General features: G+C 65.9%; 21 protein-coding genes. 13 read left to right on the top strand and 8 right to left on the bottom strand.

Going from position 1 to position 26,363, the window contains the following annotated elements:
- Nucleotides 1-82: 82 nt before the first annotated feature.
- The 11 genes from ssuC to QWL29_RS18745 all read left to right on the top strand — a co-directional run bounded on the left by ssuC (nt 83) and on the right by QWL29_RS18745 (nt 12,312).
- Entirely contained in the window at nt 83-832 is a 750-nt protein-coding gene (gene ssuC / locus QWL29_RS18800) for an aliphatic sulfonate ABC transporter permease SsuC (protein WP_305824428.1), read from the top strand.
- 9 nt (nt 833-841) lie between these two features.
- The gene (locus tag QWL29_RS18795; RefSeq protein ID WP_305824407.1) at nt 842-1,615 is read left to right on the top strand and encodes an ATP-binding cassette domain-containing protein; all 774 of its coding nucleotides are present in this window, start codon (nt 842-844) and stop codon (nt 1,613-1,615) included.
- A gap of 509 nt (nt 1,616-2,124) precedes the next feature.
- Nucleotides 2,125-2,328, top strand: a complete 204-nt coding sequence (locus tag QWL29_RS18790) for a hypothetical protein (protein WP_305824406.1) — start codon at nt 2,125-2,127, stop codon at nt 2,326-2,328.
- A 130-nt stretch (nt 2,329-2,458) separates the two neighbouring features.
- A complete protein-coding gene (locus tag QWL29_RS18785; RefSeq protein WP_305824405.1) occupies nt 2,459-3,268 on the top strand; it encodes an endonuclease/exonuclease/phosphatase family protein in 810 nt (269 codons plus the stop codon).
- Nucleotides 3,269-3,270: 2 nt separating this feature from the next.
- Nucleotides 3,271-4,431, top strand: coding sequence for a cardiolipin synthase ClsB (gene clsB / locus QWL29_RS18780; RefSeq protein WP_305824404.1), 1,161 nt, complete (start codon nt 3,271-3,273; stop codon nt 4,429-4,431).
- A gap of 72 nt (nt 4,432-4,503) precedes the next feature.
- The gene (locus tag QWL29_RS18775) at nt 4,504-4,884 is read left to right on the top strand and encodes an RNA-binding S4 domain-containing protein (protein ID WP_305824403.1); all 381 of its coding nucleotides are present in this window, start codon (nt 4,504-4,506) and stop codon (nt 4,882-4,884) included.
- 270 nt (nt 4,885-5,154) lie between these two features.
- Entirely contained in the window at nt 5,155-5,766 is a 612-nt protein-coding gene (locus QWL29_RS18770) for a TetR/AcrR family transcriptional regulator (protein WP_305824402.1), read from the top strand.
- 48 nt (nt 5,767-5,814) lie between these two features.
- Entirely contained in the window at nt 5,815-7,605 is a 1,791-nt protein-coding gene (locus QWL29_RS18765; protein ID WP_305824401.1) for an acyl-CoA dehydrogenase C-terminal domain-containing protein, read from the top strand.
- Nucleotides 7,606-7,626: 21 nt separating this feature from the next.
- Nucleotides 7,627-10,023, top strand: coding sequence for a 3-hydroxyacyl-CoA dehydrogenase/enoyl-CoA hydratase family protein (locus QWL29_RS18760; protein ID WP_305824400.1), 2,397 nt, complete (start codon nt 7,627-7,629; stop codon nt 10,021-10,023).
- Nucleotides 10,024-10,047: 24 nt separating this feature from the next.
- The gene (locus QWL29_RS18755) at nt 10,048-11,244 is read left to right on the top strand and encodes an acetyl-CoA C-acyltransferase (RefSeq protein ID WP_305824399.1); all 1,197 of its coding nucleotides are present in this window, start codon (nt 10,048-10,050) and stop codon (nt 11,242-11,244) included.
- Nucleotides 11,245-11,538: 294 nt separating this feature from the next.
- Nucleotides 11,539-12,312 carry an enoyl-CoA hydratase gene (locus tag QWL29_RS18745; protein ID WP_305824397.1) on the top strand — a complete coding sequence of 258 codons (774 nt, stop codon included), beginning with the start codon at nt 11,539-11,541 and terminating at the stop codon, nt 12,310-12,312.
- 55 nt (nt 12,313-12,367) lie between these two features.
- Here the strand turns inward: QWL29_RS18745 and QWL29_RS18740 are convergent, their stop codons facing one another.
- The 5 genes from QWL29_RS18740 to QWL29_RS18720 form a co-directional block, all read right to left on the bottom strand.
- Nucleotides 12,368-14,053, bottom strand: a complete 1,686-nt coding sequence (locus QWL29_RS18740) for a PKD domain-containing protein (protein ID WP_305824396.1) — start codon at nt 14,051-14,053, stop codon at nt 12,368-12,370.
- Nucleotides 14,054-14,177: 124 nt separating this feature from the next.
- Nucleotides 14,178-14,528, bottom strand: coding sequence for a DUF3325 domain-containing protein (locus QWL29_RS18735; RefSeq protein WP_305824395.1), 351 nt, complete (start codon nt 14,526-14,528; stop codon nt 14,178-14,180).
- On the bottom strand, nt 14,525-16,162 hold the full coding sequence (locus QWL29_RS18730; protein WP_305824394.1) for a PepSY-associated TM helix domain-containing protein: 1,638 nt from the start codon (nt 16,160-16,162) through the stop codon (nt 14,525-14,527). Before QWL29_RS18730 ends, QWL29_RS18735 begins: the two co-directional genes overlap by 4 nt.
- On the bottom strand, nt 16,159-16,461 hold the full coding sequence (locus QWL29_RS18725) for a DUF3649 domain-containing protein (protein ID WP_305824393.1): 303 nt from the start codon (nt 16,459-16,461) through the stop codon (nt 16,159-16,161). The genes QWL29_RS18730 and QWL29_RS18725 overlap by 4 nt, the downstream gene beginning before the upstream one ends.
- 19 nt (nt 16,462-16,480) lie before the next feature.
- Nucleotides 16,481-17,194, bottom strand: coding sequence for a DUF4198 domain-containing protein (locus QWL29_RS18720; protein ID WP_305824392.1), 714 nt, complete (start codon nt 17,192-17,194; stop codon nt 16,481-16,483).
- Between the two features lie 182 nt (nt 17,195-17,376).
- Between QWL29_RS18720 and QWL29_RS18715 the strand changes: the two genes are divergently transcribed.
- Nucleotides 17,377-19,611, top strand: a complete 2,235-nt coding sequence (locus QWL29_RS18715) for a TonB-dependent siderophore receptor (protein ID WP_305824391.1) — start codon at nt 17,377-17,379, stop codon at nt 19,609-19,611.
- Nucleotides 19,612-19,983: 372 nt separating this feature from the next.
- Here the strand turns inward: QWL29_RS18715 and QWL29_RS18710 are convergent, their stop codons facing one another.
- The gene (locus QWL29_RS18710) at nt 19,984-21,717 is read right to left on the bottom strand and encodes a hypothetical protein (protein WP_305824390.1); all 1,734 of its coding nucleotides are present in this window, start codon (nt 21,715-21,717) and stop codon (nt 19,984-19,986) included.
- A 319-nt stretch (nt 21,718-22,036) separates the two neighbouring features.
- A complete protein-coding gene (locus QWL29_RS18705) occupies nt 22,037-23,434 on the bottom strand; it encodes a S41 family peptidase (protein WP_305824389.1) in 1,398 nt (465 codons plus the stop codon).
- A gap of 224 nt (nt 23,435-23,658) precedes the next feature.
- Here QWL29_RS18705 and QWL29_RS18700 point away from each other — a divergent pair, with 224 nt between their 5' ends.
- A complete protein-coding gene (locus tag QWL29_RS18700; protein ID WP_305824388.1) occupies nt 23,659-25,668 on the top strand; it encodes an MHYT domain-containing protein in 2,010 nt (669 codons plus the stop codon).
- A gap of 17 nt (nt 25,669-25,685) precedes the next feature.
- Here QWL29_RS18700 and QWL29_RS18695 read toward each other — a convergent pair whose 3' ends face one another.
- A complete protein-coding gene (locus QWL29_RS18695) occupies nt 25,686-26,270 on the bottom strand; it encodes an O-methyltransferase (protein ID WP_305824387.1) in 585 nt (194 codons plus the stop codon).
- Between the last annotated feature and the right edge of the window lie 93 nt (nt 26,271-26,363).

Raw genomic sequence — 26,363 nt, 5'->3', positions numbered from 1 at the left:
CGCCGCAGTCTCCACGGCCTTGCCAGCAAGTGCGGCTGCCGGCGCGGCAGTCAGCACCCCGGGCCACCGGCAGCGCAAGGTACTGGCGGCCCTCGCACCCTGGGCCTTGCCCGTGGCGCTGGTCGTCTTCTGGCAGGTAGCCGCCCACGTCGGCTGGCTCTCGAGCCGCATCCTGCCCGAACCCTGGCAGGTGCTGACCGCCTTCTGGACGCTGGCTGAATCCGGCGAGCTGTGGGCGCACCTGCGCACCAGCCTGTGGCGCGCGGCGGTGGGCTTCGGCATCGGCGCCGGCCTTGGGCTGCTGCTGGGCCTCTTGAACGGCAGTTCGCGCCGCGCCGAAACCCTGCTCGACACGACCTTGCAGATGATCCGGAACATCCCGGCGCTGGCCCTGATTCCGCTGGTGATCCTGTGGTTCGGCATCGACGAGACGGCAAAACTGTTCCTGCTGGCGATCGGCGTGTTCTTCCCGGTCTACCTGAACACCTTCCACGGCATCCGCTCGGCCGACCAGGGCCTGATCGAGATGGCGCGCAGCTATGGCTTGTCGGGCTGGGCCCTGCACCGCGACGTGATCCTGCCGGCGGCCTTGCCCTCGATCCTGGTGGGCGTGCGCTTTTCGCTGGGCCTGGTCTGGGTGCTGCTGATCGTGGCCGAAACGATCTCGGCGCAATCGGGCATCGGCTACATGACGATGAATGCGCGCGAATTCCTGCAAACCGATGTGGTGCTGGTTGGCATCCTGCTGTACGCGCTGCTCGGCAAGCTGGCCGACCTGGCGGCGCGCGCACTGGAGCGCACTTTCCTGCGCTGGAATCCGGCTTACCGCTAACGAGGGTCTATGCACATTACTCAAGAAGAAACCCGCCGGGTCGGCTCCACGGCCGCCGCCGGTGGACGCGGCGCCGAGGTCCATGCGCGCGCACTCACCAAGCGCTACGGCGAGCGCACCGTGCTGGACGACATCGACCTGCACATCGCGCCCGGCGAGGCGGTGGCCGTGATCGGCCGCAGCGGCTGCGGCAAGAGCACCCTGCTGCGCCTGATCGCCGGGCTCGAACAGCGCGACGGCGGCACCCTGGAGGTCGACGCCGATGCCGGTACAGGGCAGGGCGAAGGCGGCACCCGCCTGATGTTCCAGGAAGCGCGCCTGCTGCCCTGGAAGAGCGTGCTCGACAATGTAGCGCTGGGCCTGAAGCATGGCGCCGGCCGCGCCAGCGAGGCCCTGGCCACCGTCGGCCTGGCCGAACGGGCGCAGGAGTGGCCGGCCGTGCTCTCGGGCGGACAGCGCCAGCGCGTGGCCCTGGCGCGCGCCCTGGTGCATGCGCCGCAACTGCTGCTGCTCGACGAACCGCTGGGCGCCCTCGACGCGCTGACCCGCATCGAGATGCAGCGCCTGATCGAAAGCCTGTGGCTGCGCCAGGGGTTTACCGCCGTGCTGGTCACCCACGACGTGCAGGAAGCGCTGGCCCTGGCCGATCGCGTGCTGGTGGTCGATGGCGGCCGCATCGCACATGACGTGGCAGTGAACCTGCCGCGTCCTCGCGAGCGCGGCAGCGCCGGTTTTGCGGCACTTGAACGTCAGTTGCTGGATTGCGTACTCGACAGTAAGTAGGCGCGCTCTTCCATTTATCTCGTCGTCGCCTGGATATAAAAAATGTCTGGGGAACAGCCTTGTTATAGGTATTGCTCTTCCGGCAGTGTCTGAACAAGAAGTCAAGAAATTTATTTCTTAAAACGTAAATACAACGCAGTTCTAACGAAGAAATGGCTTGATGAGCCGGATTTATTTTCCGTCCAGAACCCTTCAATTCCTCTCTTTAACTCTCGGTTTACATTACGGAGCGAAAGTTCGTTCGTCGTCGCTAATCGTGAACGCAAATTGTGTCTTTCCCCTCGCAATATACATATTGAGTCAAAAAATGATTAGAAAGAAACTTTGCAATTAACTTAATGAAATTAGTTCCTGTGAGAAAAATGCCCACAGGAAATTCGTTATGTTAGGTGGCGCACAGTAGAATCTGCGGTTGACAATCGGAAATCGGTCGAATATTGTCATTAATTCGCATCCAGCGAAATTTAATAATTGCAACACTGTCCAACCAACGGATTCTGGAGGAACGAATGGATCAATTCCAACCGAAACACGAGGAAAAGGTGAAAGCCCTGAGCGTGGACGATGAATGCTTTTATATCGACCTCGAGTGTGGCTTACGCCTGAGTGGCCCGCGCCTGATTGCCGTGTCTCTGGACGAGGCGGAGCACCTGGCAGCACCCCGGAACGCCGCAGTACGCAGCAACTGGGAAGCCGCACCCGTGTTCGATTGATAGCATCGCGGGGCGGGCTGCGTGCCTGCTCCGCACCCGCAAGACACGTTTTTTGGAGTACGGCGGCGCCATGCCGCACGATTGGAAGTCGTTCCAAAATGTCACGGACTGATGGGGGTAGAATGTTCCCATGAAGATTCGTGTCGCTACCTATAATATTCATAAGGGTGTTTCCTCGCTGCGCAGCACGCCACGCGTCCTGGCATTGAAGAAAGCCATCGCTGAATTCCACGCCGATATTGTCTTCCTGCAAGAAGTGCAGGGCAGGCATGATCGCAACCTGGCGCGCTATGCCAACCATAAGCGCGAACACCGCATCTGGCCGGAAACGGCGCAGTACGAGTACTTTGCCGGCGAATCCCACCATTCGGCCTACGGCATGAATGCGGTCTATGACCACGGCCACCACGGCAATGCGCTGCTCAGCTGTTTCCCTATCGAAAACAGCCATAACCACGACGTGTCCGACCATGCCTACGAGCAGCGCGGCATCCTGCACTGCGTGCTGGAAACGCCGGCTGGCCGGGTCCATTGCTACGTGGTCCATTTGGGGCTGTTCGAAGGCGGGCGCGGGCGCCAGACCGTGCAACTCATCGAGGCGGTACAGCAGTCGTCGAACGGCGAACCGGTAATCATCGCCGGCGACTTCAACGACTGGCGCAATACCCTGAGCGACCGTTTGCGCAATGCCCTGGGCGTGACCGAGGTGTTCGACGAGCTCGGGCCGAAGTCGGCCCTGGGCGACATGGTGCGCAGCTGGGCAGGGCGCCAGCCGCGCCTGGCGCCGGCGCGCACCTTCCCGGCCGCGCTGCCCTGGTTCCGCCTTGACCGCATCTACGTGCGCGGCTTCAAGGTCGACAATGCCCAGGTCATGGCTGGCCCGATCTGGGCCAAACTCTCGGATCACGCACCGATCGTCGCGGAACTCCAGCTGGCTTAGGTATGCGCCCGGTCAGCTATGTAGCGAACAACGACATCACCCTGCTCGAATCCGGCCTCCAGCTGTTTCCGGCGATGATAGCCGCCATCGACGCCGCCCGGCACGACGTCCTGTTCGAGACCTATATCTTTGCCGAGGACGCCGTCGCGCGCGGCATCGAGGACGCCTTGATCCGGGCCGCCAAACGCGGGGTCAAGGTGCGGGTGCTGGTCGACTGGTTCGGCACCGGCCACCGCGTCTGCTGCCGCCGCGCCGAAGCCTTTGCCGCCGCCGGCGTGCATTACCGCGTGTTCAACCCATGGTTCAAGCGCGGCGTCACGCGCACGCACCGCAAGATCACGGTGGTCGACCGCAGCATTGCCTTTATCGGCGGCATCAACATCAACGACGACATGCTGTGCGACTACGAGCCGCACAGGCCGCTGCCGGCGCCGCGCTGGGATTTCGCGGTGCAGGTGCAGGGGCCGCTGCTGGCGCAAATCCACCTGGAGGCGCAAGCGCAGTGGGCGCGCGCCGGCCACCTGCCGCTGATCCGCCGTATCGGCCTGTTCCGCGAGATGCGGAGCCAGCCGCCGACCGAGGGCGCGAAGCCGATGCGCGCGGCCTTCGTCGTGCGCGACAATTTGCGCAACCGGCGCACCATCCAGCGCGCCTATCTGCAGGCGATCGGCCAGGCCAGGAAATGCGTATTGCTGGCGAATCCTTATTTTGCCCCGGGGCGCAAGTTCCGCGAGGCACTGGCGCATGCGGCTGCCCGCGGCGTCGAGGTTACGCTCCTGATCGGCGTGGGCGAATTCAAGATGCAGGACGCGGTGGCGCGCTCCTTTTATCCGAAACTGCTGGCGGCCGGCATCAAGGTGGTGGAGTACCGCAAGACGCAGCTCCACGCGAAGATCGCCGTGGTCGACGACGACTGGGCCACCGTGGGGTCGAGCAATTGCGACGGCCTGTCGCTGTTCGTGAACCAGGAAGCGAACATCGTCGTGCGCGACGTTGGCTTTGCGCGTGCCGTGCGCGCCCACATCCTGCGCGGCGTGGCCGACGGGGTGCCGGTGCACCTGGAGGAATTTGCCGGCTTCGGCTGGGTGCGCCGGGCCTTGTACGGGACGGCTTACCTGGCCTACAAGTTTGCAATGCGGATTTTTGCCATCGGCTACGCCTGATCAGCGAAAAGGCCTCGAAAAAGCGGGTCCTCGCCAGCATATGGGGTGCTTGAACCAGAAAGAGGACAAGCAATGGAAAACGATAATGTTCGCATCGACAAGTGGCTGTGGGCCGCGCGCTTCTTCAAGACGCGCTCGCTGGCGGCCGATGCGGTGGAACGTGGCCGCGTGCGTATCGGCGGCGAGCCGGTGAAATCGGCGCGCGCCGTGAAGTTGAACGACAAGATTTTTATCGACAATGGCTCGGACCGCTGGGAAGTGATGGTCTTGGGCATTTCCGACAAGCGCGGCGGCGCGCCGATTGCACGGACGATGTACAGCGAAACGCAGGAAAGCATTGCCCGGCGCGAGAACGATACCGAAGCGCGGCGTTTGTTCCCGGAGCCGGGCAGCAGCATCAAGGGCAGGCCAACCAAGCGTGATCGCCGGGCGATTACGCGGGCAGGGGAATAGGGTGGACAGGGTAGCTCTGGCCAATGGGCAGAGTAACGAACGTTCACGCGTTCAATCGGACCGCGATCGGTTGCGCCAGTAATCAAGGCCGCAGGCCCGCTCTTACGCTGCCAACATTGTTCATATTTCCGCGTGGGCACGGAGTGCCCACCATACTAGAACCCCACCTCTAAGTTCCCGTTTGACATTCACCCGCCGATAGATAATAGTACGAGCGTTCGGATTTTTCGATTCACCCAGGGGACAGTCATCAACACTTCAGCCAAATTCATGCGCAAGGGCGAGCAGACCCGGGCGGCCATCCTCGACGTCGCACTCGAGCTGGCCAGCCGCAACGGGCTGGAAGGCCTGACCATCGGCCTGCTGGCCGACCGCATGAACATGAGCAAATCGGGCGTGTTCGCGCACTTCGGTTCGCGCGAAGACCTGCAGATGGAAGTGCTCAAGCTTTATCACCACCGCTTCGAGCAGGAAGTGTTCTTCCCCAGCGTCAAGGAGCAGCGTGGCTTGCCGCGCCTGGAGTCCATGTTCGCACGCTGGGTCAAGCGCGTTTCGGTGGAAATTGCGTCGGGCTGCATCTATATCAGTGGCGCAGTGGAGTACGATGACCGTCCAGGTCCGATCCGCGAAGCGCTGGTGGCCATGGTGCGTGCCTGGCAGGGTGCGCTGCTGCGCGCCGTGCAGCAGAGCATCGATGTCGGCGCGCTGCAAGAGGGCACCGACCCCGACCAGCTGGTCTACGAGATGTACGGGCTGATCCTGGCCTTGCACCACGATGCGCGTTTCCTACGCGTCCCCGGCGCACTGGAGCGCGCGAACCGCGGCTTCGTGCGGCTGATCGAGAATTACCGTAATCCCACTCAAAGCAATCAAGCGGGCTGAGCCCGTTTAGCAAGTCTCACACAATCTTACCTTCGTCAGGAGAAAACCATGGGTCAGTACGTCGCGCCAATCCGGGATATGCAGTTCGTTTTGCACGAATTCCTCAATGTCACCGAAGAGTTCAAGAACTTGCCGGCATACCAGGAAATCGACGCCGACATCATCAACCAGGTGCTCGAAGAAGGTGCGAAATTCACGCAGGAAGTGCTGTTCCCGCTGAACCACTCCGGCGACCGCGAAGGCTGCCATTTCGACGCGGAAACCAAGACCGTAACCACGCCAAAAGGCTTCAAGGAAGCGTATAAACAGTACGTCGAAGGCGGCTGGGCTGCGCTGGCGTGCGATCCGGAATACGGCGGCCAGGGCCTGCCTGTTTCGCTGAACAATTCGTTCTACGAAATGCTGAACTCGTCCAACCAGGCGTGGACCATGTACCCGGGCCTGTCGCACGGCGCCTACGAGTGCCTGAAAGAACACGGCACCGACGAACAGAAGAAATTCTACCTGCCGAAGCTGGTCTCGGGCGAGTGGACCGGCACCATGTGCCTGACCGAAGCGCATTGCGGCACCGACCTCGGCCTGCTGCGCTCGAAGGCCGAACCGCAAGGCGACGGCACCTACAAAATCACCGGCTCGAAGATCTTCATCTCGGCCGGCGAACACGACGTGGCCGAGAACATCGTCCACCTGGTGCTGGCGCGCCTGCCGGACGCCCCTGAAGGCTCGAAGGGCATCTCGCTGTTCCTGGTCCCTAAATTCCTGCCGAATGCGGATGGTTCGATCGGCGAGCGCAACCCGATCTTCTGCGGCGCCATCGAAGAAAAGATGGGCATCCACGGCAACTCGACCTGCCAGATGAACCTGGACGGCGCCGTCGGCACCCTGATCGGCCAGCCGCACAAAGGCCTGAACGCGATGTTCGTGTTCATGAACGCCGCCCGCCTGGGCGTGGGCATGCAGTCGCTCGGCCTGACCGAAGTGGCTTACCAGAACGCCCTGGTGTACGCAAAAGACCGCATCCAGATGCGTTCGCTGTCGGGCCCGAAGGATCCAAGCAAGCCAGCCGATCCGATCATCGTGCACCCGGACGTCCGGCGCATGTTACTCACTGCTAAGGCCTACGCCGAAGGCGCGCGTGCGCTGACCTCGTACATTGCGCTGCAGATCGACCGCGAACTGAACCACCCTGACGAAGAAGTGCGCAAGGAAGCCGCCGGCGAAGTCGCGCTGCTGACCCCGATCGTGAAAGCCTTCATCACCGACAACGGCTGGATCGCCACCTCGGAAGCGATGCAGGTCTACGGCGGCCACGGCTACATCAGCGAGTGGGGCATGGAGCAGTACGTGCGCGACGCGCGTATCAACATGATCTACGAAGGCACCAACACCATCCAGTCGCTGGACCTGCTGGGCCGCAAGATCCTGATGGACAACGGCGCCAAGCTGCGCGCCTTCGGCGAAAAGATCAAGGCCTTCGTCGAAGAAAACGGCCTCGATGAATCGATGTCGGAATTCGTGACCCCGCTGGGCGAGCTCGGCGAAAAAGTCACCAAGCTGACCATGGAAATCGGCATGAAGGCCTTCACCAACCAGGACGAAGTCGGCGCCGCTGCCGTGCCTTACCTGCGCGTGGTCGGTCACCTGGTGTTCTCCTACTTCTTCGCCCAGATGTCGAAGATCGCTCTGGAAAAGAAAGATTCTGGCGACAAGTTCTACGAAGCCAAGCTGCACACCGCACGCTTCTACTTCGCCCGCCTGTACCCGGAAACCGCGATGTTGATCCGCCAGGCACGTTCGGGCGCAAGCAACCTGCTGGCGCTCGACGCCGACCTGTTCTAACCGCTTCTAGGGATAAAAACCATGACCAATTTCACCGTCAAGAAAGTCGCCGTCCTGGGCGCGGGCGTGATGGGCGCGCAGATCGCTGCGCACTGCGTCAACGCCAAGGTGCCTGTCGTCCTGTTCGACCTGCCTGCAAAGGAAGGCCCAAAGAACGGCATCGTCCTGCGCGCCATCGAGAACCTGAAGAAGCTGTCGCCTGCGCCGCTGGGCAACAAGGATGACGCCTCGCTGATCCAGATCGCCAACTACGAGGACAACCTCGACGTGCTGGCCGGCTGCGACCTGATCATCGAAGCCATCGCCGAACGCATGGACTGGAAGCACGACCTGTACGCCAAGGTCGCGCCGCACATCGCGCCGAACGCGATCTTCGCGTCGAACACGTCGGGCCTGTCGATCAATAAATTGGCCGAAGGCTTCGACGACGAGCTGAAGGCACGCTTCTGCGGCGTGCACTTCTTCAACCCGCCGCGCTACATGCACCTGGTCGAGCTGATCCCGACCGTCGGCACCAAGCCGGAAATCCTCGACCAGCTCGAGACCTTCCTGACCTCGGTCCTGGGCAAGGGCGTCGTGCGCGCGAAAGACACGCCGAACTTCATCGCGAACCGCGTCGGCATCTTTGGCATGCTGGCTACCATCCACGAAGCCGAGAAGTTCGGCCTGTCGGTGGACGTGGTCGACGACCTGACCGGCGCCAAGCTGGGCCGCGCGAAATCGGGCACCTTCCGTACCGCCGACGTCGTCGGCCTGGACACGATGGGCCATGTGATCAAGACCATGCAGGACACCCTGCAGGACGATCCGTTCTTCAGCCTGTACAAGACGCCGGACGTGCTGGCCAAGCTGATCGAGAAGGGCGCCCTGGGCCAGAAGACCGGCGGCGGCTTCTACAAGAAAGTCGGCAAGGAAATCCAGCGCCTCGACTTCGCCACCGGCGAATACGTTGCCGGCGGTGCGAAAGCAGCCGACATCGTTGCCCGCATCCTGAAAGAAAAAGACCCGGTCAAGAAGTTCAAGGCCATGCGCGAATCGACGAATCCGCAGGCGCAGTTCCTGTGGGCGATCTTCCGCGACGCCTTCCACTACATCGCGATCCACCTCGATACCATCGCCGACAACGCACGCGACATCGACTTCGCGATGCGCTGGGGCTTCGGCTGGAGCGTCGGTCCCTTCGAGACCTGGCAAGCGGCCGGCTGGAAGCAGATCGCCGAATGGGTCAAGGAAGACATCGACGCCGGCAAGGCGCTGACGAACGCACCGCTGCCAGCCTGGGTCTTCGAAGGACAAGTAGCAGAGAAGGGCGTGCACACTGCCGAAGGTTCGTACTCGGCCGCATCGAACAGCTACGTGCCACGTTCGACCCTGCCAGTGTATGAGCGCCAGGCCTTCCGTGCGCCAGTGCTGGGCGCCGGCGCGCAAGACGCGAAGACCGCGGGCACCACTGTGTTCGAGGACGACTCGGTGCGCCTGTGGCATACCGGCGATGAGGTCCTGATCATTTCGCTGAAAACCAAGATGCACGTCATCGGTGACGGCGTCATCAAGGGCATCAAGCGCGGCCTGGCGGAAGCCGAAGCCAACTTCAAGGGCCTGGTGATCTGGAACACCGACGCCACCGAAGGCGGCGCCTTCTCGGCCGGCGCCGATCTGCAATCGGCCCTGCCAGCCTTCATGGCCGGCGGCGCGAAAGCGATGGACCCGATCGTCAAGGAACTGCAAGACACCTTCATGCAGATGAAGTACTCGAACGTGCCGGTGGTGGCTGCTGTCGCTGGCCTGGCGCTGGGCGGCGGCTGCGAGATGGCCCTGCACGCATCGAAGCGCGTGGCCTCGATCGAGTCTTACATCGGCCTGGTCGAAGTGGGCGTCGGCCTGGTGCCGGCCGGCGGCGGCCTGAAGGAAGCGGCAGTGCGCGCTTTCACGGAAGCCAAGGGCAACGACATCCTGCAATTCCTGAAGACCGGTTTCACCAACGCGGCCACCGCGCAAGTGTCGAAGTCGGCGCTGGAAGCGAAAGCCATGGGCTACCTGAAGGAAGACGACATCATCGTCTTCAACGCCTACGAGCTGCTGCACGTGGCCAAGGTGCAGGCGCGCGCCATGTTCGACGCCGGCTACCGCGCTCCGGCGCAGCGGCCGGTCACCGTCACCGGCCGCTACGGCTGGGCGACGATCCGCGGCCAGCTGGTCAACATGCGTGACGGCGGCTTCATTTCGGCCTACGACTACCAGCTGGGCGACGCCATCGCCGAGATCGTGACCGGCGGCGACGTCGACCAGGGCAGTGTGGTGTCCGAGCAGTGGCTGCTCGACATGGAACGCAAGGCCTTCGTCTCGCTGCTGAACAACCCGAAGACGCAAGAGCGGATCATGGGCATGATGCAGACCGGCAAGCCGGTGCGCAACTAAACGCTGAACAACAGGACGACCAACATGAGCAAACAACTTCAAGACGCATATATCGTCGCAGCGACCCGCACCCCGATCGGCAAGGCGCCACGCGGCATGTTCAAGACCACCCGCCCGGACGACCTGCTGGTGCACGCCATCCGTGGCGCCATGGCCGCCGTGCCGAACCTGGACCCGGCCCTGATCATCGACGCCATCGTCGGCTGCTCGTTCCCGGAAGCGGAACAAGGCTTCAACATCGCCCGTAACTCGGTGGTGCTGGCCGGCCTGCCGAACACCGTGGGCGGCGTGACCGTGAACCGTTACTGCGCCTCGGGCATCACCGCCCTGGCCATGGCGGCCGACCGCATCCGCGTCGGCGAAGCCGACGTGATGATCGCCGGCGGCGTCGAATCGATGTCGATGGTGCCGATGATGGGCCACCATCCCTCCATTAATATGGAGACGTTCAGGGACGAGAACGTCGGCCTGGCCTACGGCATGGGCCTGACTGCTGAAAAAGTCGCCCAGCAGTGGAAAGTGTCGCGCGAAGACCAGGACGCCTTCGGCCTGGAATCGCACCGCCGCGCCATCGCCGCCCAGCAGGCCGGCTACTTCAAGGACGAGATCACCCCGGTCGAGATCGTCACCCGTACGCCGAACCTGGCCACCGGTGAAGTGTCGGTCAAGCGCCGCACCGTCGACACCGACGAAGGCCCGCGCGCCGACGCCAGCATGGAAGGCATGGCGAAACTGAAGCCGGTCTTCGCCGCCAAGGGCACCGTTACCGCTGCGACCTCGTCGCAGATGTCGGACGGCGCCGGCGCCCTGATCGTCGTCAGCGAAAAAATCCTGCGCGAGCACAACCTGACCCCGCTGGCCAAGTTCTCGTCGTTCGCCGTGCGCGGCGTGCCGCCTGAGATCATGGGCATCGGTCCGAAGTTCGCGATTCCTGCCGCGCTGGCCGCCGCCGGCATCACCCAGGACCAGCTGGACTGGATCGAGCTGAACGAAGCCTTCGCCGCACAGGCGCTGGCCGTGATCCGCGACCTGGGCCTGGACACCAGCAAGGTCAACCCGATGGGCGGCGCGATTGCCCTGGGCCACCCGCTGGGCGCCACCGGTGCGATCCGCGCCGCGACCGTCGTGCACGCACTGCGCCGCAACAATTTGAAGTACGGCATGGTGACGATGTGCGTCGGCGCCGGCATGGGCGCGGCCGGTATCATCGAGCGCGTGTAATCCTGAGTTGAAGCGGCGAGACCGACCCCGTGTTGATGCCGCTTTCAACCNTGCGCCGCAACAATTTGAAGTACGGCATGGTGACGATGTGCGTCGGCGCCGGCATGGGCGCGGCCGGTATCATCGAGCGCGTGTAATCCTGAGTTGAAGCGGCGAGACCGACCCCGTGTTGATGCCGCTTTCAACCATCACCGCGTGGGCACAAGTGCCCACCCTACATTTCGACGTTCGTAGGGTGGGCACTTGTGCCCACGCGTTTTTCGTGCCCCCGAATACATCCTGGAGACTGAAAAAATGACGATCCAAACCAATAAACAAAACGGCATCCTCACCATCGAATTCAACCGCCTCGAGCGCAAGAACGCCATCACCGGCGCCATGTACCAGACGATGGCCGACGCCCTGCTCGACGCGGAACAAGACCCGCAGGTGCGCGCCGTCCTCATCACCGGCAAGCCCGAAATCTTCACCGCCGGTAACGACCTCGACGACTTCCTAAACAACGCCGGCGAAGGCGCCATGACCGAAGACCGCCCGGTGTTCCAGTTCATGAAGGCCCTGGAAGGCTGCACCAAGCCGGTCGTCGCCGCCGTGGCCGGCGCCGCCGTCGGCATCGGCACCACGATGCTGATGCACTGCGACCTGGTCTATTGCGCCGACAACGCCAAGTTCTCGATGCCCTTCACCCAACTCGGCCTGTGCCCGGAATTCGCTTCGTCGCTGCTGGTGGCGCAAGCCGCCGGCTACACCCGTGCCGCTGAAAAGCTGATGCTGGGCGAAGCCTTCGGCGCCCAGGAAGCCTTTGAAATGGGCATCGTCGCGCGCGTGCTGCCGGCCGCCGAATTGCTGGCGTTTGCCCAAGGCCAGGCCGCCAAGCTGGTCGCCCTGCCGGCCGCTTCGATCCGCGCCACCAAGGCCCTGATGAAGCGCCCACGCGCCGGCATCGTTACCGAGACCGTCGGCGTGGAGAACAAGCAGTTCAGCGCCATGCTGGTCGGCGCCGAAGCGAAGGAAGCGTTCACCGCCTTCTTCCAGAAGCGCAAGCCGGACTTTTCGAAGTTCGATTGATGCAGCAAACCGCGCAGCCCGACCACGGCGCTGCGCGGTATCCGGCTTGGGCGCGTCAGTTGGCGCCGAAGTTGATCCTCCCTTCCACGACCGCATCGCCCCCGACACCGCTGGCTAGGTGTTTGCCCGCGCCATCGTCGCCACGCAGGTTGCCGCGCACAGTGCCACGCACTTCGGCATTGTCGTAATCCACCACCTCGCCATTCGTCCCCGGTTCCGTATGCGTGATGCGCACGTGAATCCGGTCCTTGCCGCCCGTTTTCGCGCTCCGGGTCACGGTCAGGACGAAGCGGTGATTGCCCCTGCCGTTGACGGTGCCATGCCCGCTGTAGCGGATGCGCGTGCTTTTGACCGTCACTGCATCGACCTGGTTGCTGCGCAGCGCCAGGGCGCCCACGTTCACCGCGACCTGCCCCTTGCCCGTACCCGGCCCCTCGGACAGGAAGGCGAAGCTGCCGATCGAGGCGCGGCGCGTGTTTGGATTCGCGGCAAAGGCGGTAGCGGCGAAGGTGCCGTCGCCGCTGATGGCAGCCTGCGACCCGCAGATGACGACCCGGCGTTCCACCGTGCTGCTCTTGCCGCTGCTGTCGGTCAGGGTCAGCCGGACCGTGTAGATGCCGGGTGCGCGGTAAGCGTGCTGGCCGCTGACGCTGCCCGCGCCATTCTTTTCGCTCACGATGCCGACGGTCGCGCTGCCGTCGCCCCAGGTCCAGAGGGCCTTGTGCGTGTCGCCCGCGTCGACATCGGTAAAGCCGGCCGCGAACGACAGCAGGGCGTTCGCGCGCGCCGGCCCGGTAAAGCTGACCGCCCCGGCGACCGGCGGCTGGTGGTACACGGCGCGCGGTACCAGCAGCACCAGGGTGCCGGTGTTGGTGCCGGCGACGATCGTGCCCTTGTCGTTGATCGCCGCGCCAAAGAATGCCGTCATGCCGGGCGGCGCACCCACCACGCGCGCGCTGAGGTCGACGAAGCCGCCCGCGCGCGTCCAGATATACCCCTGGGCATTCAGGCTGCCGACCACTTGCCCCTGGTTGTTCAGGTCGTTCGTCTCGGAGCTGTCCACGCCGGGCGTGCCGATCACGAGCAGGCCGTTCTCGCGGCTCCAGATGATGCCGTTCCTGTCGCTCGGGGTTGCGAACAGTTCGCCGATCACCAGTCCTTTCTCGTTGATGCCGTCGGCCCAGGAAAGATACGCGGGCTCCGTGCCCAGCTCCTGCAGGCCGCCCTGCCTGGACCAGATGAAGGCCTGGTCGTGGCCGAGCGAATTGAACGCAGCGCTGCCGACGACCTGGCCTGCGTTGTTGATGTCTTCGGCCAGCGAGGCGATGCTGGGGAAATCGTTGAGCGCGATCGGCCCGCCGCCGGCGGCAGGCCACTTGGTGACCTGGGTCAGCCTGGGACCCTGGGCCTCTTCCGACCAGCCGACGGCCGTGCCGGCATCGTTGATCCCGAAGGCAACCGAGCCGGATGTGGGACCAAGCGCGCCCAGGTTGACCATGCCGGTATGCGGACTCCAGCGAAACGCCCGCTCCGGCAAGGTGCCGCCGAAGCGGGCAAGGCCGACAACCTGGCCCTTGCTGTTGATGTCGGTGGCGATCGAGTTTCCGGTGCCGGGCGCGTTCAGGTCGACCAGCCCGGTTTGCCGGCTCCAGCGGAACGCGTGGTAGGGCGTGCTGGCCCCGGTCGACGCCGTACCGGCTACCTGCCCCAGGTCGTTGTGCGCTCGGTCAACATGCCACAAGGGAATAGGTGGTAAGCGAGGTCACACTGTCCAGCTTAGGGAGCACCGATGAGCTGTGTACTGAAGCAGATCAAGGCCGGGGCGTCGCCGCGGCCTGCCATGCAAACTTGGCCGCCGTGGTCCCTCAGGCCAGGGCGTGCAGCGCCACCAGCAGCACGGACACCATCGCGCCGGCCCAGCCCAGCCGTGGCGCCAGCGCCGGCCGGTACTGGAACAGCAGGGCCAGCGCGATGGCCGCCGCCGTCAACAGGCCGCACCACAGCACCGGCCCGGTATGCCAGCCTCGGGCGGCCACGCAGGCCGCCAGCGACAGCACGATGCCGAGCCAGCCGGCGCTGCGGTAGCGCCGGCGCAGGCGTGGGGCCGGTTCCTTGCTGCGGCCATGGATGTCGGCGTAATGGCGGTCGATCGACAGGCCATTCGCCACCAGACCGCCATAGGCCAGCAGGGCGCCGGCCAGGATTAGCAGGTTCATGCGGCCTCCTTCTGGACGAGGGTTGAAGATGGCGCTGGCTCCGCCCGCTTGCCCACCGCCTTCTGCTCCTTGCGCTTGAGCCACCAGGCCGCGTAGCCCAGCAGCGCACCGAGTGCAAATGTCACCAGATCGAACGCCGCCACCGCACGCAGCCCTGCCGGCCCGAACAGCGTCGCGCCAAGATGGGTGTTCGTGGTGAGCACATTCAACAGCGGCACCCCAGCCAGCAGCAGCGCCCCGACGATCAACTGGAAGCGCCACATTGCGCGCGACGGCCGCACTTGCGCCAGCAGCAGCGCCGCGCCCCAGGCCATGAAGAAGCAGTTGGCTTCCATGGCGGCGCGGTTTTCCAGCGCCAGCGGCAGCAGGCGGTTGCTCCAGAAGTAGACGCCGAACGCGATCGGCAGGCCCGCAATCGCGCCGATGTTCAGCGCGTCGACCAGGCGCGCGCCGAAGCCGACACGTCCGCCTTGCGCCACCACCTTGGCGTACTTCTGGCGCTCCTTTACGCCCCACAGCAGGGCGCCGGTGGCAACCATCGCGCAGCCGGCCAGGCCGCACAGGAAGAACAGCGCGCGCAGCAGGGTGTCGGCAAAGTGGGCGAGGTGCAGGCCGTAGAAGGCGCGGCGCATGCTCGATACGCCGCTCGGCTCGCCGGTCGAGGAGATCAGGGCGCCGGTGACGCCGTTGAAGGTCATCGACGGCTCGACGTTCGACAGCTGCCGCCCCGCGGGCCGCACCAGCTGCACGGTGGCGTTGGCGTCGTTCGGCTGGCTGACGACGATGCGCGCGACCGGCTGTCCCCATGCCGCCTGGGCCTGGGCCAGCATCGGGCCAAGGTCGGCCAGCGGCGCCGCAACCCTGGCCGGTTTCACGCGTTCGTTGTCCGGGAAGACCTCGGCGAACATTGCCTGCTGGTCGCCCTTGTAGATGGCCTTCGTCGGCGCTTCCATGTACATGAACATCAGCGTCACGATGCCGGTATAGGTGATCATCAGGTGGAAGGGCAGGGCCAGCACGGCGGTGGCGTTGTGGGCGTCGAGCCAGGAGCGCTGGCCCTTCTTCGGGCGGAAGGTAAAGAAGTCCTTGAAGATGCGTTTATGGGTGATGACGCCGCTGATGATCGCCACCAGCATGAACATGGCGCAGATGCCGACGATCCAGCGGCCCCAGATGGCCGACATGTAGTACAGGTCGAAGTGCATCCGGTACAGGAATTCGCCGCCGCGGGTGTCGCGCGCCTGCGGCACTTCGAGCCCGCTGGCCGGGTCGAGCGTGACGTTCTGCTTGCGGAAGGCGGCGCGGCGCTCGGCCATGCTCATGCCCTTTTTCGGCGGCAGGGTCCAGCTGGCCTGAACGACCGGATTGCGCCCGTTCGGCAGGCCGATGTACCAGGCCGTGGCCCTGGGCGCGCGTTCCTGCAGCGCCGCTACCGTGTGCGCGGCGATCGCTGCCGGTGGCAGGCTTGCCGTGGCTGCAGCGCTGGCGTGCAGCTCGGGTTTCATCCAGAGCGTGATCTCGTCGCGGTAATAGGCCGAGGTGCCGCCCATGAAGATTAGCAGCAGCACCCAGCACACCAAGAGGCCCGACCAGGTGTGCAGCCAGGCCATCGATTGGCGCAGACCCTCCCTCATGCCAGGCCTCCCGTCAGCCACAGCACGCCGCCCAGCAGGGCGCTGGCGCCGAGGATGCCGGCCCAGGCGCGTCCTGCGCTGGCGGTGGCGAATACCCACAGCACCGCGCACGGGTAGATCACGAAGGCGAGCATGGTGGCGAGGCTGACGGCGTCGGCGCGCGACAGCGGCAGCAGTGCCGCCAGCAGCACGCCGAGCAGGGTCGAGGCGACGGCCGCCAGCAGGTAGCCGCCGCCGATGGCGGCCACGGCGCGCGCGGCCACACCGAGGCGGTAGCGGCGGTCGACGGTAATGGTCATGTCAGGCTCCTCTTGCTGCTTACTTGCCCGGCGCCGCGGCCGGACCGGCGGGCAAGGCGGGCGCCCCGGCCACGTGGGTGAACGAGAGGGCGGTGACGTAGCTGGCGTTGTCGTATGGCTTGCCATCGCGCTCGCCGGCGGCCGGGTCCTGGTGGCGGGCTTCGATCACGTAGCTGCCGCGCCAGGGCAGGTCGAAGCGCACCAGGCCCCCTTCGTCCGTGGTCGCTTCCTTCGACCAGCCGTTCGGGATGACCGCGCTGACCTTCACCTTCGGCGCCGGCTTACCCTTGTAGACGACGCGGAACTGGCCCTGCTGGCCGGTCGGCACGATGTCGAAGGTCAGTTTCGCTTCCTGGGCGGCGAAGGTGGTGACGTAGCGCGCCGCCGGGGTCCAGGCGTGGCGTGTGGTCTTGCCGTCCTGCTGGTTCTCGAAATAGGGGTAAGTCGCTTCCTCGATCACGATGGATTCGCCGGGGCCGGCCGTGCGCGACAGCACGAAGCCGCGCGCCGTTTTCTCGAATGCGATTGGCTGCTCGCCGCGTGGGCCGACCAGCCGGGCGGTGGGCGTGACGAACTTGTCGAGCAGGCCGGGCGAGGTTTCGCGCAGGTTGTCGTCGAACTCGCCGAACTGCAGCGTCGCCGTCTTGCCGTCCTGCTCGACCCAGATGTGGTGCGCCTGGGCGGGCGCGCAGGCGGCAAGGGCGAGGAGAGCGGGGAGCAGCAGTTTTTTCATGACGGACTTTCTGTGACGGTTTCGATGGCCGCCGGCATGGGCGGATTCCTGGTGATGCGAATGCTGGCGCTGCCATCCGCAGCTGCTTCATGCGGATCGGATATGCGGCATTGCAACAATGCTTCAATGAGAATTATAATGCGAATCATTCTCATTTACAAACCAGTCAAAGGAACCGATCGATGCGTCGCGCACAGTCCCCCGTTTTCCACCTCACCCCCGGCGCGCGCCGGGCGAAACTGCTGTGCGCGACCGCCGTGCTGCTGTCTCCGCTTGCCGTGCTGGCCCAGGGCCCGTCGGCCGACACCATGCCCGTTGCCGAAGCGGCCGCGGTGGCCGAGCTGACCGAGGCGGCGCCGGCAATCGTCAACGTGAGCGGCAAGGCCGACGTCAAGAACACCTTCGTGGCGCGTTCGGCCTCGGTGTTCAAGGGCGCCGAGGACCTGCGCGATATTCCGCAGCCGGTAACGGTGCTGACCCGCGAATTCCTCGACGCGCGCAACCTGCTCGACCTGCACGACGTGCTGCAGAACACGCCGGGCGTTTCGGTCGATTACGTCGACAGCGAGCGCGTGACTTATTTCTCGCGCGGCTACCAGATCGATGCGCTGCAGGTCGACGGCCTGACCATCAACCAGAGCGGTTCTTCCTTCGTGCAGCCCGACACCGCCGTGCTCGAACGCGTGGAAGTGCTGCGCGGCGCCTCGGGCATGCTGCGCGGCGCCGGCAATCCGTCGGCCACGGTGAACATGGTGCGCAAGCGTCCGACGCGCGCCTTCCAGGCTTCCACCGCGCTGACGCTCGGTTCCTGGGACCGCCGCCGCGTGGAAGGCGATATCTCGGGTTCCTTGAACGAATCCGGTTCGGTGCGCGGCCGCGTGGTGGCGGTGAAGGACAAGAAGGACTTCTTCCAGGACGCCAAGCAGGAAGACCGTGCGGTGCTGTACGGCGTGATCGAAGCCGACCTGGGCGAGCGCACCACGCTCACCGGCAGCCTGCAGTACACCGACCTGGACGCCACCGGCGCCTGGGGCGGCCTGCCGGGCAACCTGGACGGCACGCCCTTGAACCTGGCGCGCAGCACCTATCTCGGCTCGGACTGGAACCGCTGGAACCGCACCAACGAGCAATCGATGCTGGAACTCGAACACCGCTTCGACAACGGCTGGACGGTCAAGGCGAATGCGGCCTACACGCGCCTGGCGTTGAAGGATGACGGCTTCGTGCAGACCTATTTCGCGCGTCCAGCCGGCGCCACCAATCCCTACCTGATGACGGTCACCACGGCCGAGTACACCGGCAACGAGAGCAAGCAGGGCGCGATGACGGTGGTCGCCAACGGCCCGTTCAACGCCTTTGGCCGCAAGCACGAGCTGACGGTCGGCCTGGAGCGCGTGCGCGTGGATACCACCGAGAGCTGGGGCATGGGCAACCTGTATCCGGTAACGGTGGACATCCGCAACTGGGACCCGGCGAGCACCTATCCCGAGCGCGAAGTGCCGGTGCCGAACACGCCGGCGCGACCGAACATCACCACCCAGCAGGGCGCCTTCGGCACCTTCAAATTGTCGCTGCTCGATTCGCTGCAGGCCCTGGTCGGCGCCCGCCTGAGCTGGTGGGAATACGATTCGCACGGCAGCCCGACCAGCAACTACAAGGTGACACGCGAAGTGACGCCGTTCTTCGGCCTGGTGTACGACGTGTCGAAGAATGTCAGCGCCTACGCCAGCTACACCGAGATCTTCACGCCGCAAAACGTGCGCGACGCGCAAGGCGAAATCCTCGACCCGATCCGCGGCGAAGACTATGAACTCGGCCTGAAGGGCGAGTTCTTCGGCGGCGCCCTGAACGCCTCGGCCGGTTTGTTCCGCATCGAGAACGTCGGCCGCGCGGTCGAGGACACGAGCTCGATCAACCCCTGCCTGCCATACTTCACCAGCGGCTACTGCCGCGTGGCCGGCGGCAAGCAACGCAGCGAAGGCTGGGAAGCCGAGCTGTCGGGCGAACTGCTGCCGGGCTTGCAGGTGATGGGCGGCTACACGAATACCCGCACCCGTTACGTCGTCGACACAGCGGCGAACACCGGCCAGCCGCTGCGCAGCATCGACCCCAAGCACCAGCTGCGCGTGTTCGCCACCTACAAGCTCGACGCGCTGGCGCCGGGCCTGAGCGTGGGCGGCGGCGTGCAGGCGCAGAGCGACAGCTTCGTGCGCTCGGGTACGATCACCTCGCGCCAGGGCGGCTACACGGTGGCGAATGCCATGCTGAGCTACCGCTTCAACAGGAACCTGGCGCTGCAGGTCAACGCCAACAACCTGTTCGACAAGGTCTACTACAAGAAATTCGCGCCGACCGGCATCGGCTACTACTACGGCGACCCGCGCAACGTGTCGGTGACGCTGCGCGGTAATCTGTAAGACGAATCACGCGCGCAGCACGCACGAACCGGGGCCTGGTTCGTGCATGCTGCTTCCTCCAACGCCATTGCGCTTTCCTTCACTGCGACTGCGACAGCGCCCCGCCAAAGATCACGCTGCCATCGGCATGCAGGCCGCCTGCGCCGCCCGTTCCTGCCTGGGCTGCGCTGTTCTGGGCTGCGCCGTTGGCCGGGCTGGCGCCGTTGTCGTAGTCGACCACCTCGGCTTTCGTGCCCGGTTCGAAGTGCGAGATGCGCACCCGGACGCGGTTTCCGGCGCCGCTCTTGCCGTCCGCAACCGTGCCCAGTGTGAAGCGGTAATTGGCTTTGCCGTTCACGGTACCAACGCCGCTCACCTGCACCCGCTTGCCGTTTACCGCCAGCGCGTCGATGGCGGTGCTGCGCAGCGCCAGGCCGGCCACGTTGACTTCGACAGCGGCCTGGCCGGCGCCGGGGCGCGCGCTGCCGGCGTCGGCGACAAAGGCGAAGCTGCCGGTGGCGTGCCGTGCCGCCATGCTGCCTGCGGGGCCGCTGGCCGCCTTGCGCGCGGCGGCGGGCGAGAAGAAGCTGCCTTCGCCGGTGACGGCGCTGCTGCAGCCGCAGATCGTGACCTTGCGCTCGACTGCCGTACGCTGGCCGCCGCTGTCGAGGATGTCCAGGCGCACCGTGTAGATGCCGGTCTTGCGCCAGGCGTGCTGGCCGCTGACATTGCCGCTGCCGGCCGCCTGGCTGACGATGCCGGCGCTCGTGGTTCCGTCGCCCCAGGTCCAGGTGGCCTTGTGGTGTCGCGCAGGTCGACGTCGCGGAAGGCGGACGAGAACGAGAGCAGCGCGTTCACGCGCGTGGGGCCGGTGAGCTTGATCGGCGCGGCCACCGGCGCCTGGTGATAAGCCGCGCTCGGCACCAGCAGCACCAGGCCGGTGTTGCCGACGGCGGCGATCGAACCGTTGTCGGACACCGCCTGGGCTTGCCACAGTTCGAGCTCGGGCGGGGCGCCCGGGATGCGCGTGTTCAGGTCGACCACGCCGGCCGTGCGCGTCCACGCGAACGCGCGGCCATTCAGGCTGCCGACTACTTGTCCGAGGTTGTTGACGTCGCCCGTGTTCGAGACGTCGGTGCCGGGCGTGCCGATCAGCTGCAGGCCGCTGTCGCGGCTCCAGATGAAGCCGTTCGGCTCGACCGGCGCGTCGTAGTACTGGCCCGTGACCAGGCCTTTTTCGTTGATGCGCTGGGCAAACGCCAGGTAGCTCGGTTCCGTGCCGATTTTCTGCAAACCGCCGCCCGGCGTCCACAGAAAGGCCTGGTCGGACAGCGAGGCGTCGAACGAGGCGCTGCCGACGATCTTGCCGGCCTCGTTGATGTCGAGCCCTTCCGAGGCCACGCTCGAGATGCCGACCAGCGATTGCAGGCCGCCGGCCTCGGTCCAGCGGAAGGCGCGGCCGAGGATGCCGAGTTCGGGGCCTTCGGAGTAGCCGACCACGGTGCCGGCTTCGTTGAGCGCGTTGGCGCCGGACGCATTGCCGAAGGAGCCGAGGTCGACCACGCCCGAGGCCGGCGTCCAGCGGAAGGCATGCAGGGGCGAGCGGCCGGGGGCGGTGGCGACGGCGCCGGCGACCCAGCCGCGGTTGTTGATGGCACTCCCGAACGAGCGCCCGGAACCCGGCGGGTTGAGGTCGACCATGCCGCTGGCCTTGCTCCAGCGGTAGGCGTGGTAGACCTCGCCCGCGGCATCGACGGTGGCGCTGCCGGCGATCTGGCCATGGTCGTTCAGTGCGCCGATGTCCGCGCTCGGACCGCCGAGCGTGCCCAGGTCGCGCACGGTGTACCCATCGTAGAACTTGGCCCGGGTGCCGGTTCCGGCGGAAAATTCGGTGAACGCAACCTGGCCCTTGACGTTGATTTCCGCAAAGGCGCTCGAAGGCGAGAGCTGGATGACCCGGTAGTTCGGAATGGGTGCGGTACTGCCGGATGCGGTGGCGGGAGCAGCAACCGGGGCCGCTGCCGCAATTGCCGCCACCGATGCAGCTGCAGCAGCGGCCAGGGGCCGCAACAGCCAGGGCTTGCGGCCTGCTCGGTGCAGCGTGCCGCTCGTATTTCTCGCTTGCATTTGTTCCTCCTGATCCAGTGTCGTGCGCTCAATCAACGTGTCACGCAGGAATAGGTGCTAGATGAACGCAGTCGTTCCAGCTTAGGGACAGGTGTGGAGGCCGCTTCTGGCGCAGATCAAATGGAAAGCTCGGCAGTGCGCAGGCATTCCAAATGCATGCGCACTGCCGCCGATCATCTTCAGGAAGAAATTGGTGCCAGTATATTTCCCGACCGCTGGCGCCGGTAGGGCAGGCAAGCTGCCGTGTTCGTGTGAACAGGCGCCATGTTGGCCGACGAATGTGACAGGCGTTTGACCGCCAGGTGACAGTTTGCTGACGCTACAAGGCTTTTGCTACCGCCTGGGCCGAGGCTTCGATTCTCAGGCCCAACTTGCGCAGCAGGGCGCCGGCTTCGTGCGCCAGGCCGAGGTCGGGCGCCAGCATGTGCACCGCCGTGGCCAGGGCCAGGTCGTCGCCGGTGCCGAACATGCGCGTGCTTTCCGGCGCCGCACGCCGCGCCTGCACTGCGGTGTCGGCGCCGTCGCGGGCCGGCAGCGTGGCCGCCAGGTGGTGTTCCAGGTCCGCCTCGCGCAGCACCAGGCCCTCGGCGCCGCTCTTGCCGCGCAGGGGCGCCACCGCCACGTCGGGCACGATGCCGCGCGCCTGGATCTCGCGCCCCTTGGGCGTGAAGTAACGCGCCACCGTCATCTTCACTGCGCTGTCGTCGGACAGCGGGAACACGGTCTGGATCGAGCCCTTGCCGAAGGTCGGCGTGCCGACGATCTGCGCGCGGCCATGGTCCTGCAGGGCGCCGGCCACCAGCTCCGCCGAAGAAGCCGAGCCGCCGTTGACCAGCACCGCCAGCGGCACCGTGCGGGTCCAGGCGGGCAGGCCGGCCAGCACGTCGGGTTCGCCCGGCCCGCGGTAGTAGCGCGGAGAGACCGTGACCCGGCTCTCGGCGCCGGCCATGCGTCCGCGCGCCGTAAACAGCAGCGCATCCGGCGGCAAGAAGGCGCCGGCCACGCCGACGGCGGACGCCACCAGCCCGCCCGGGTCGTTGCGCAGGTCGAGCACGATGCCGCGCGGCGCGCCGGCGGCGCCCAGCGTGGCCAGGGCCGCGGCCAGGTCGGCGGCGGTGCGGCCCTCGAAGCTGGAGATCCTGATCCAGGCCACGCCGGGCGCGGCCATGCGGGTACGGACGGTGTCGGCGCGCAGCGCGGCGCGCGTGACGTCGACACTGCGGACTTCGCCCTTGCCGCCACGGCGCAGGCCCAGGGCCAGCGCGGTACCGGGCACGCCGCGCATGCGCTTTTCCAGTTCCGCCGGACGCATGCGCAGGATGGGGTCGCCGTTCAGCGATACCAGCGTGTCGCCGGGCTCGATGCCGGCCTGCGCCGCCGGGCCGTCGTCGGCAACGGCGACCACCTGCATCTGGCCGTCCTCGACTTCGACCTCGACGCCGATGCCCACGTACTCGCCCAGCCGGTCCTGTTCGAGGCCGGCCAGGTCGTCCTTGCCCAGGTACTGCGAATGCGGATCGAGCGAGGCGAGCATGCCGCCGATGGCGGCCGTCAGCAGCTTGCGCTCGTCGGGCGCTTCCACATACTGGGACTTCACCAGCGCATAGGCCGCGATCAGCTGGTCGAGCTCTTCCTTCGGCAGGGTGACGGTGTCCCCGGCATGGGCCAGGCTGGCGCAGCACAGGGAGACGGCAAAGGCAAGGCGGCGGATCGGCATGGTGGTTTCCTTTTTGTTCAGGCCGATTCTGGGGCGCCGCGCTGTTAGCTGCGGTTATGCATTCGTAAGCAACTGTAAGCGCTCGCCTTTCATTAAAGTGTATCCTTAGGGAAACATTTGCAGTCGGTAGCCGCGCCGGCTGTAGCCGGTCTATACTGCGGGCACGGATGTATTGACGCAGGTGTGGCAGCACGCAACCGAGAATCCAGGAGACCGATCCATCCATGCTCATAGGAAGTTACGATCCAGCGCTCGTGCTGGTGTCGGTGCTGGTCGCGATCTTCGCGTCGTACACCGCGCTCAGCGTGGCTGGCCGCGTGAAACAGGCGCATGGCGCCGCCAGCCTGGCCTGGACCGCCGGCGGCGCGCTGGCGATGGGCAGCGGTATCTGGGCCATGCACTTCATCGGCATGCTTGCCTTCAGCCTGCCGATCCCGCTGGGCTACGACGTGCCGCTCACGCTCCTGTCGCTGCTGCTGCCGGTGCTGGTGTCCGGCATGGCGCTGTGGCAGCTGCGCGCGCCGCTGCTGCGTCCGCGCGAGCTGGCGTCGAGCGCGCTGCTGATGGGCGTCGGCATCGCCGCCATGCACTACACCGGCATGGCGGCGATGCGCATGTCGCCGGCCATCGCGTACGACCCCTGGCTGTTCGCGCTGTCGGTGCTGATCGCCGTCGGTTCCGCCGCCGGCGCGCTGTGGATCGGCTTTCGCCTGCGCCAGGGCACGGCCGGCGCCTGGGTCGCGCAATCGGCGGCGGCCGTGGTGATGGGCTTTGCGGTCGCTGGCATGCACTACACCGGCATGGCCGCCGCCGGCTTCCCCGAGGGCAGCGTGTGCCGCGCGGCCACCGGCCTGATCAGCCAGCAGAACCTGGCGCTGATCGTCGCCGCCGTCATCGTCGGCCTGCTGGTCGTAGCCTTGCTGTTCTCGGTGCTCGATGCGCGCCTGCAGGCGCGCGCCGCCAGCCTGGACGCCTCGCTGGACGCCTCGCTGGCCGTGGCCGAGGAGCGCAAGGCCCTGTACCTGCAGGAAGTCGAGGCCCGCGTCGAGGCCGAGCGCATCAACCAGCTGAAAGACGAATTCCTGTCCACCGTGTCGCACGAGTTGCGCACGCCGCTGAACGCCATCCTCGGCTGGTCGCAGCTGCTGGCGCAGAAGCAGGCGCCAAGCCAGGAGATGCTGCGCAAGGGACTCGACACCATCGAGCGCAATGCGCGCGTGCAGGTGCAGCTGATCGACGATTTGCTGGACATGAGCCGCATCCTGTCGGGCAAGGTGCGCCTCGACCTGCAGCCGGTGAAGCCGGCCGAATTCGTCGGCGCCGTGGTCGAATCGCTGCGTCCTACCGCGATGGCCAAGCGCATCCGCATCGAGGCCGAACTCGACGAGGAAGCCGGCCCGGTGCTGGCTGACAGCGGCCGCATGCAGCAGGTGCTGTGGAACCTGGTGTCGAACGCGGTCAAGTTCACCCCAAGCGGCGGCCTGGTGGAGGTGGCGCTGTGGCGCGAAGGCGAGCAGATGGCGATCCGGATGCGCGACAACGGTCCCGGCATCCATGCCGACTTCCTGCCGCACGTATTCGACCGCTTCCGCCAGGCCGACACCTCGACCACGCGCCAGCACGGCGGCCTGGGCCTGGGCCTGTCGATCGTGCGCCAGCTGGTGGAGCTGCACGGCGGCACGGTGATGGTCGACAGTGCCGGCGAAGGGCAGGGCGCCAGCTTCACCGTGCGCCTGCCGCTGCAGCCCGCGCTGCCCGACTGGCGCCTGGCGCCGGCCGCATCCGGCGGCGACTGCGAACACCCCGATGCAGCGGCCCTGCCCGATTTGTCCGGCATGCGCGTGCTGGCGCTGGACGACGATCCCGATTCGCTCGAGGTGCTGGGCACCATCCTGGCCGCGGCCGGCGCCCACGTGGCCGTGGCGCGCACGCCGCACGAGGCGCTCGCCCTGCTGCGCACCGAGCGCCCGCACCTCCTGATCAGCGACATCGGCATGCCGGGCATGGATGGCTTCGAATTCATCGGCCGCGTGCGTGCGCTCGACGACATCGGGCTGTGCCTGATGCCGGCGCTGGCCTTGTCCGCCTTTGCGCGCAAGGAAGACCGCGACCGCGCCTGCGCCAACGGCTTCACCGATTACCTGGTCAAGCCGGTCACACCAAACCTGCTGGTCGAGGCGGTGGCGGCGCTGCGGCCCGCCGCGCAGGCTGCTGCGCACACTGTCAAGTCCTGAAAATCAGGCTGACGTAGTCAGGCCTTTACGGCCAGGAATTCTCCCTTGCCGACCGGGACCAGGCTGGTGCCGAAGGCGTCGTCCTCCTTGACCGCGGCGACGAAGTCCGCCATCTCGTGCGCATGCGAGGTCGCGTTGTCGACCACCAGCAGGCCGCCCGCGCGCAGCACGCGGCGCAGGTCCGGCCACCAGTCCAGATACAGGCTGCGCGCCGAATCGAGGAAGACCAGGTCGGCCGAGGCGTCCGGCGCCTGCGCCAGCCAGGCGCCGGCGTCGCCTTCGACCTGCGTGATGACGCCGTCCAGGCCGGCCGTGACGATGTTCTCGCGCGCCATCGCCACCTTGTCGGCGGAGCGTTCGATGGTCGTCACGGCGCCGCCGATGGCGCGTGCGGCATCGGCCAGCCACAGCGTCGAGTAGGCGTTCGAGGTGCCGATTTCCAGCACGCGGCGCGCACCCGTCGCGCGCACCAGCACGGACAGGAATTCGCCGGTATCCGGCGTGATGTTCAGCATGCGCGTGCCGTTCTTGCCGACGGCGGCGTCGTTCTGGTTGCCGAAGTCGGCGAGTTGTTCGAGCTGGCGTTTCAGGGCGATGTCCATGCACACTCCGTTGGCGATTAACCCAGCCATGCTGCCATACATGCATCCTGTTTGCTTGCGGCCGGATGTTGTTATCTCACGTCCATACGGCTG

The organism is Massilia brevitalea, assembly GCF_030711405.1.
In the GTDB taxonomy this organism is placed as follows: Bacteria; Pseudomonadota; Gammaproteobacteria; order Burkholderiales; family Burkholderiaceae_D; genus Telluria; species Telluria brevitalea.
Note: the sequence above shows the minus strand (reverse complement) of the source record. Positions and strands in the feature narration are given on the sequence as shown.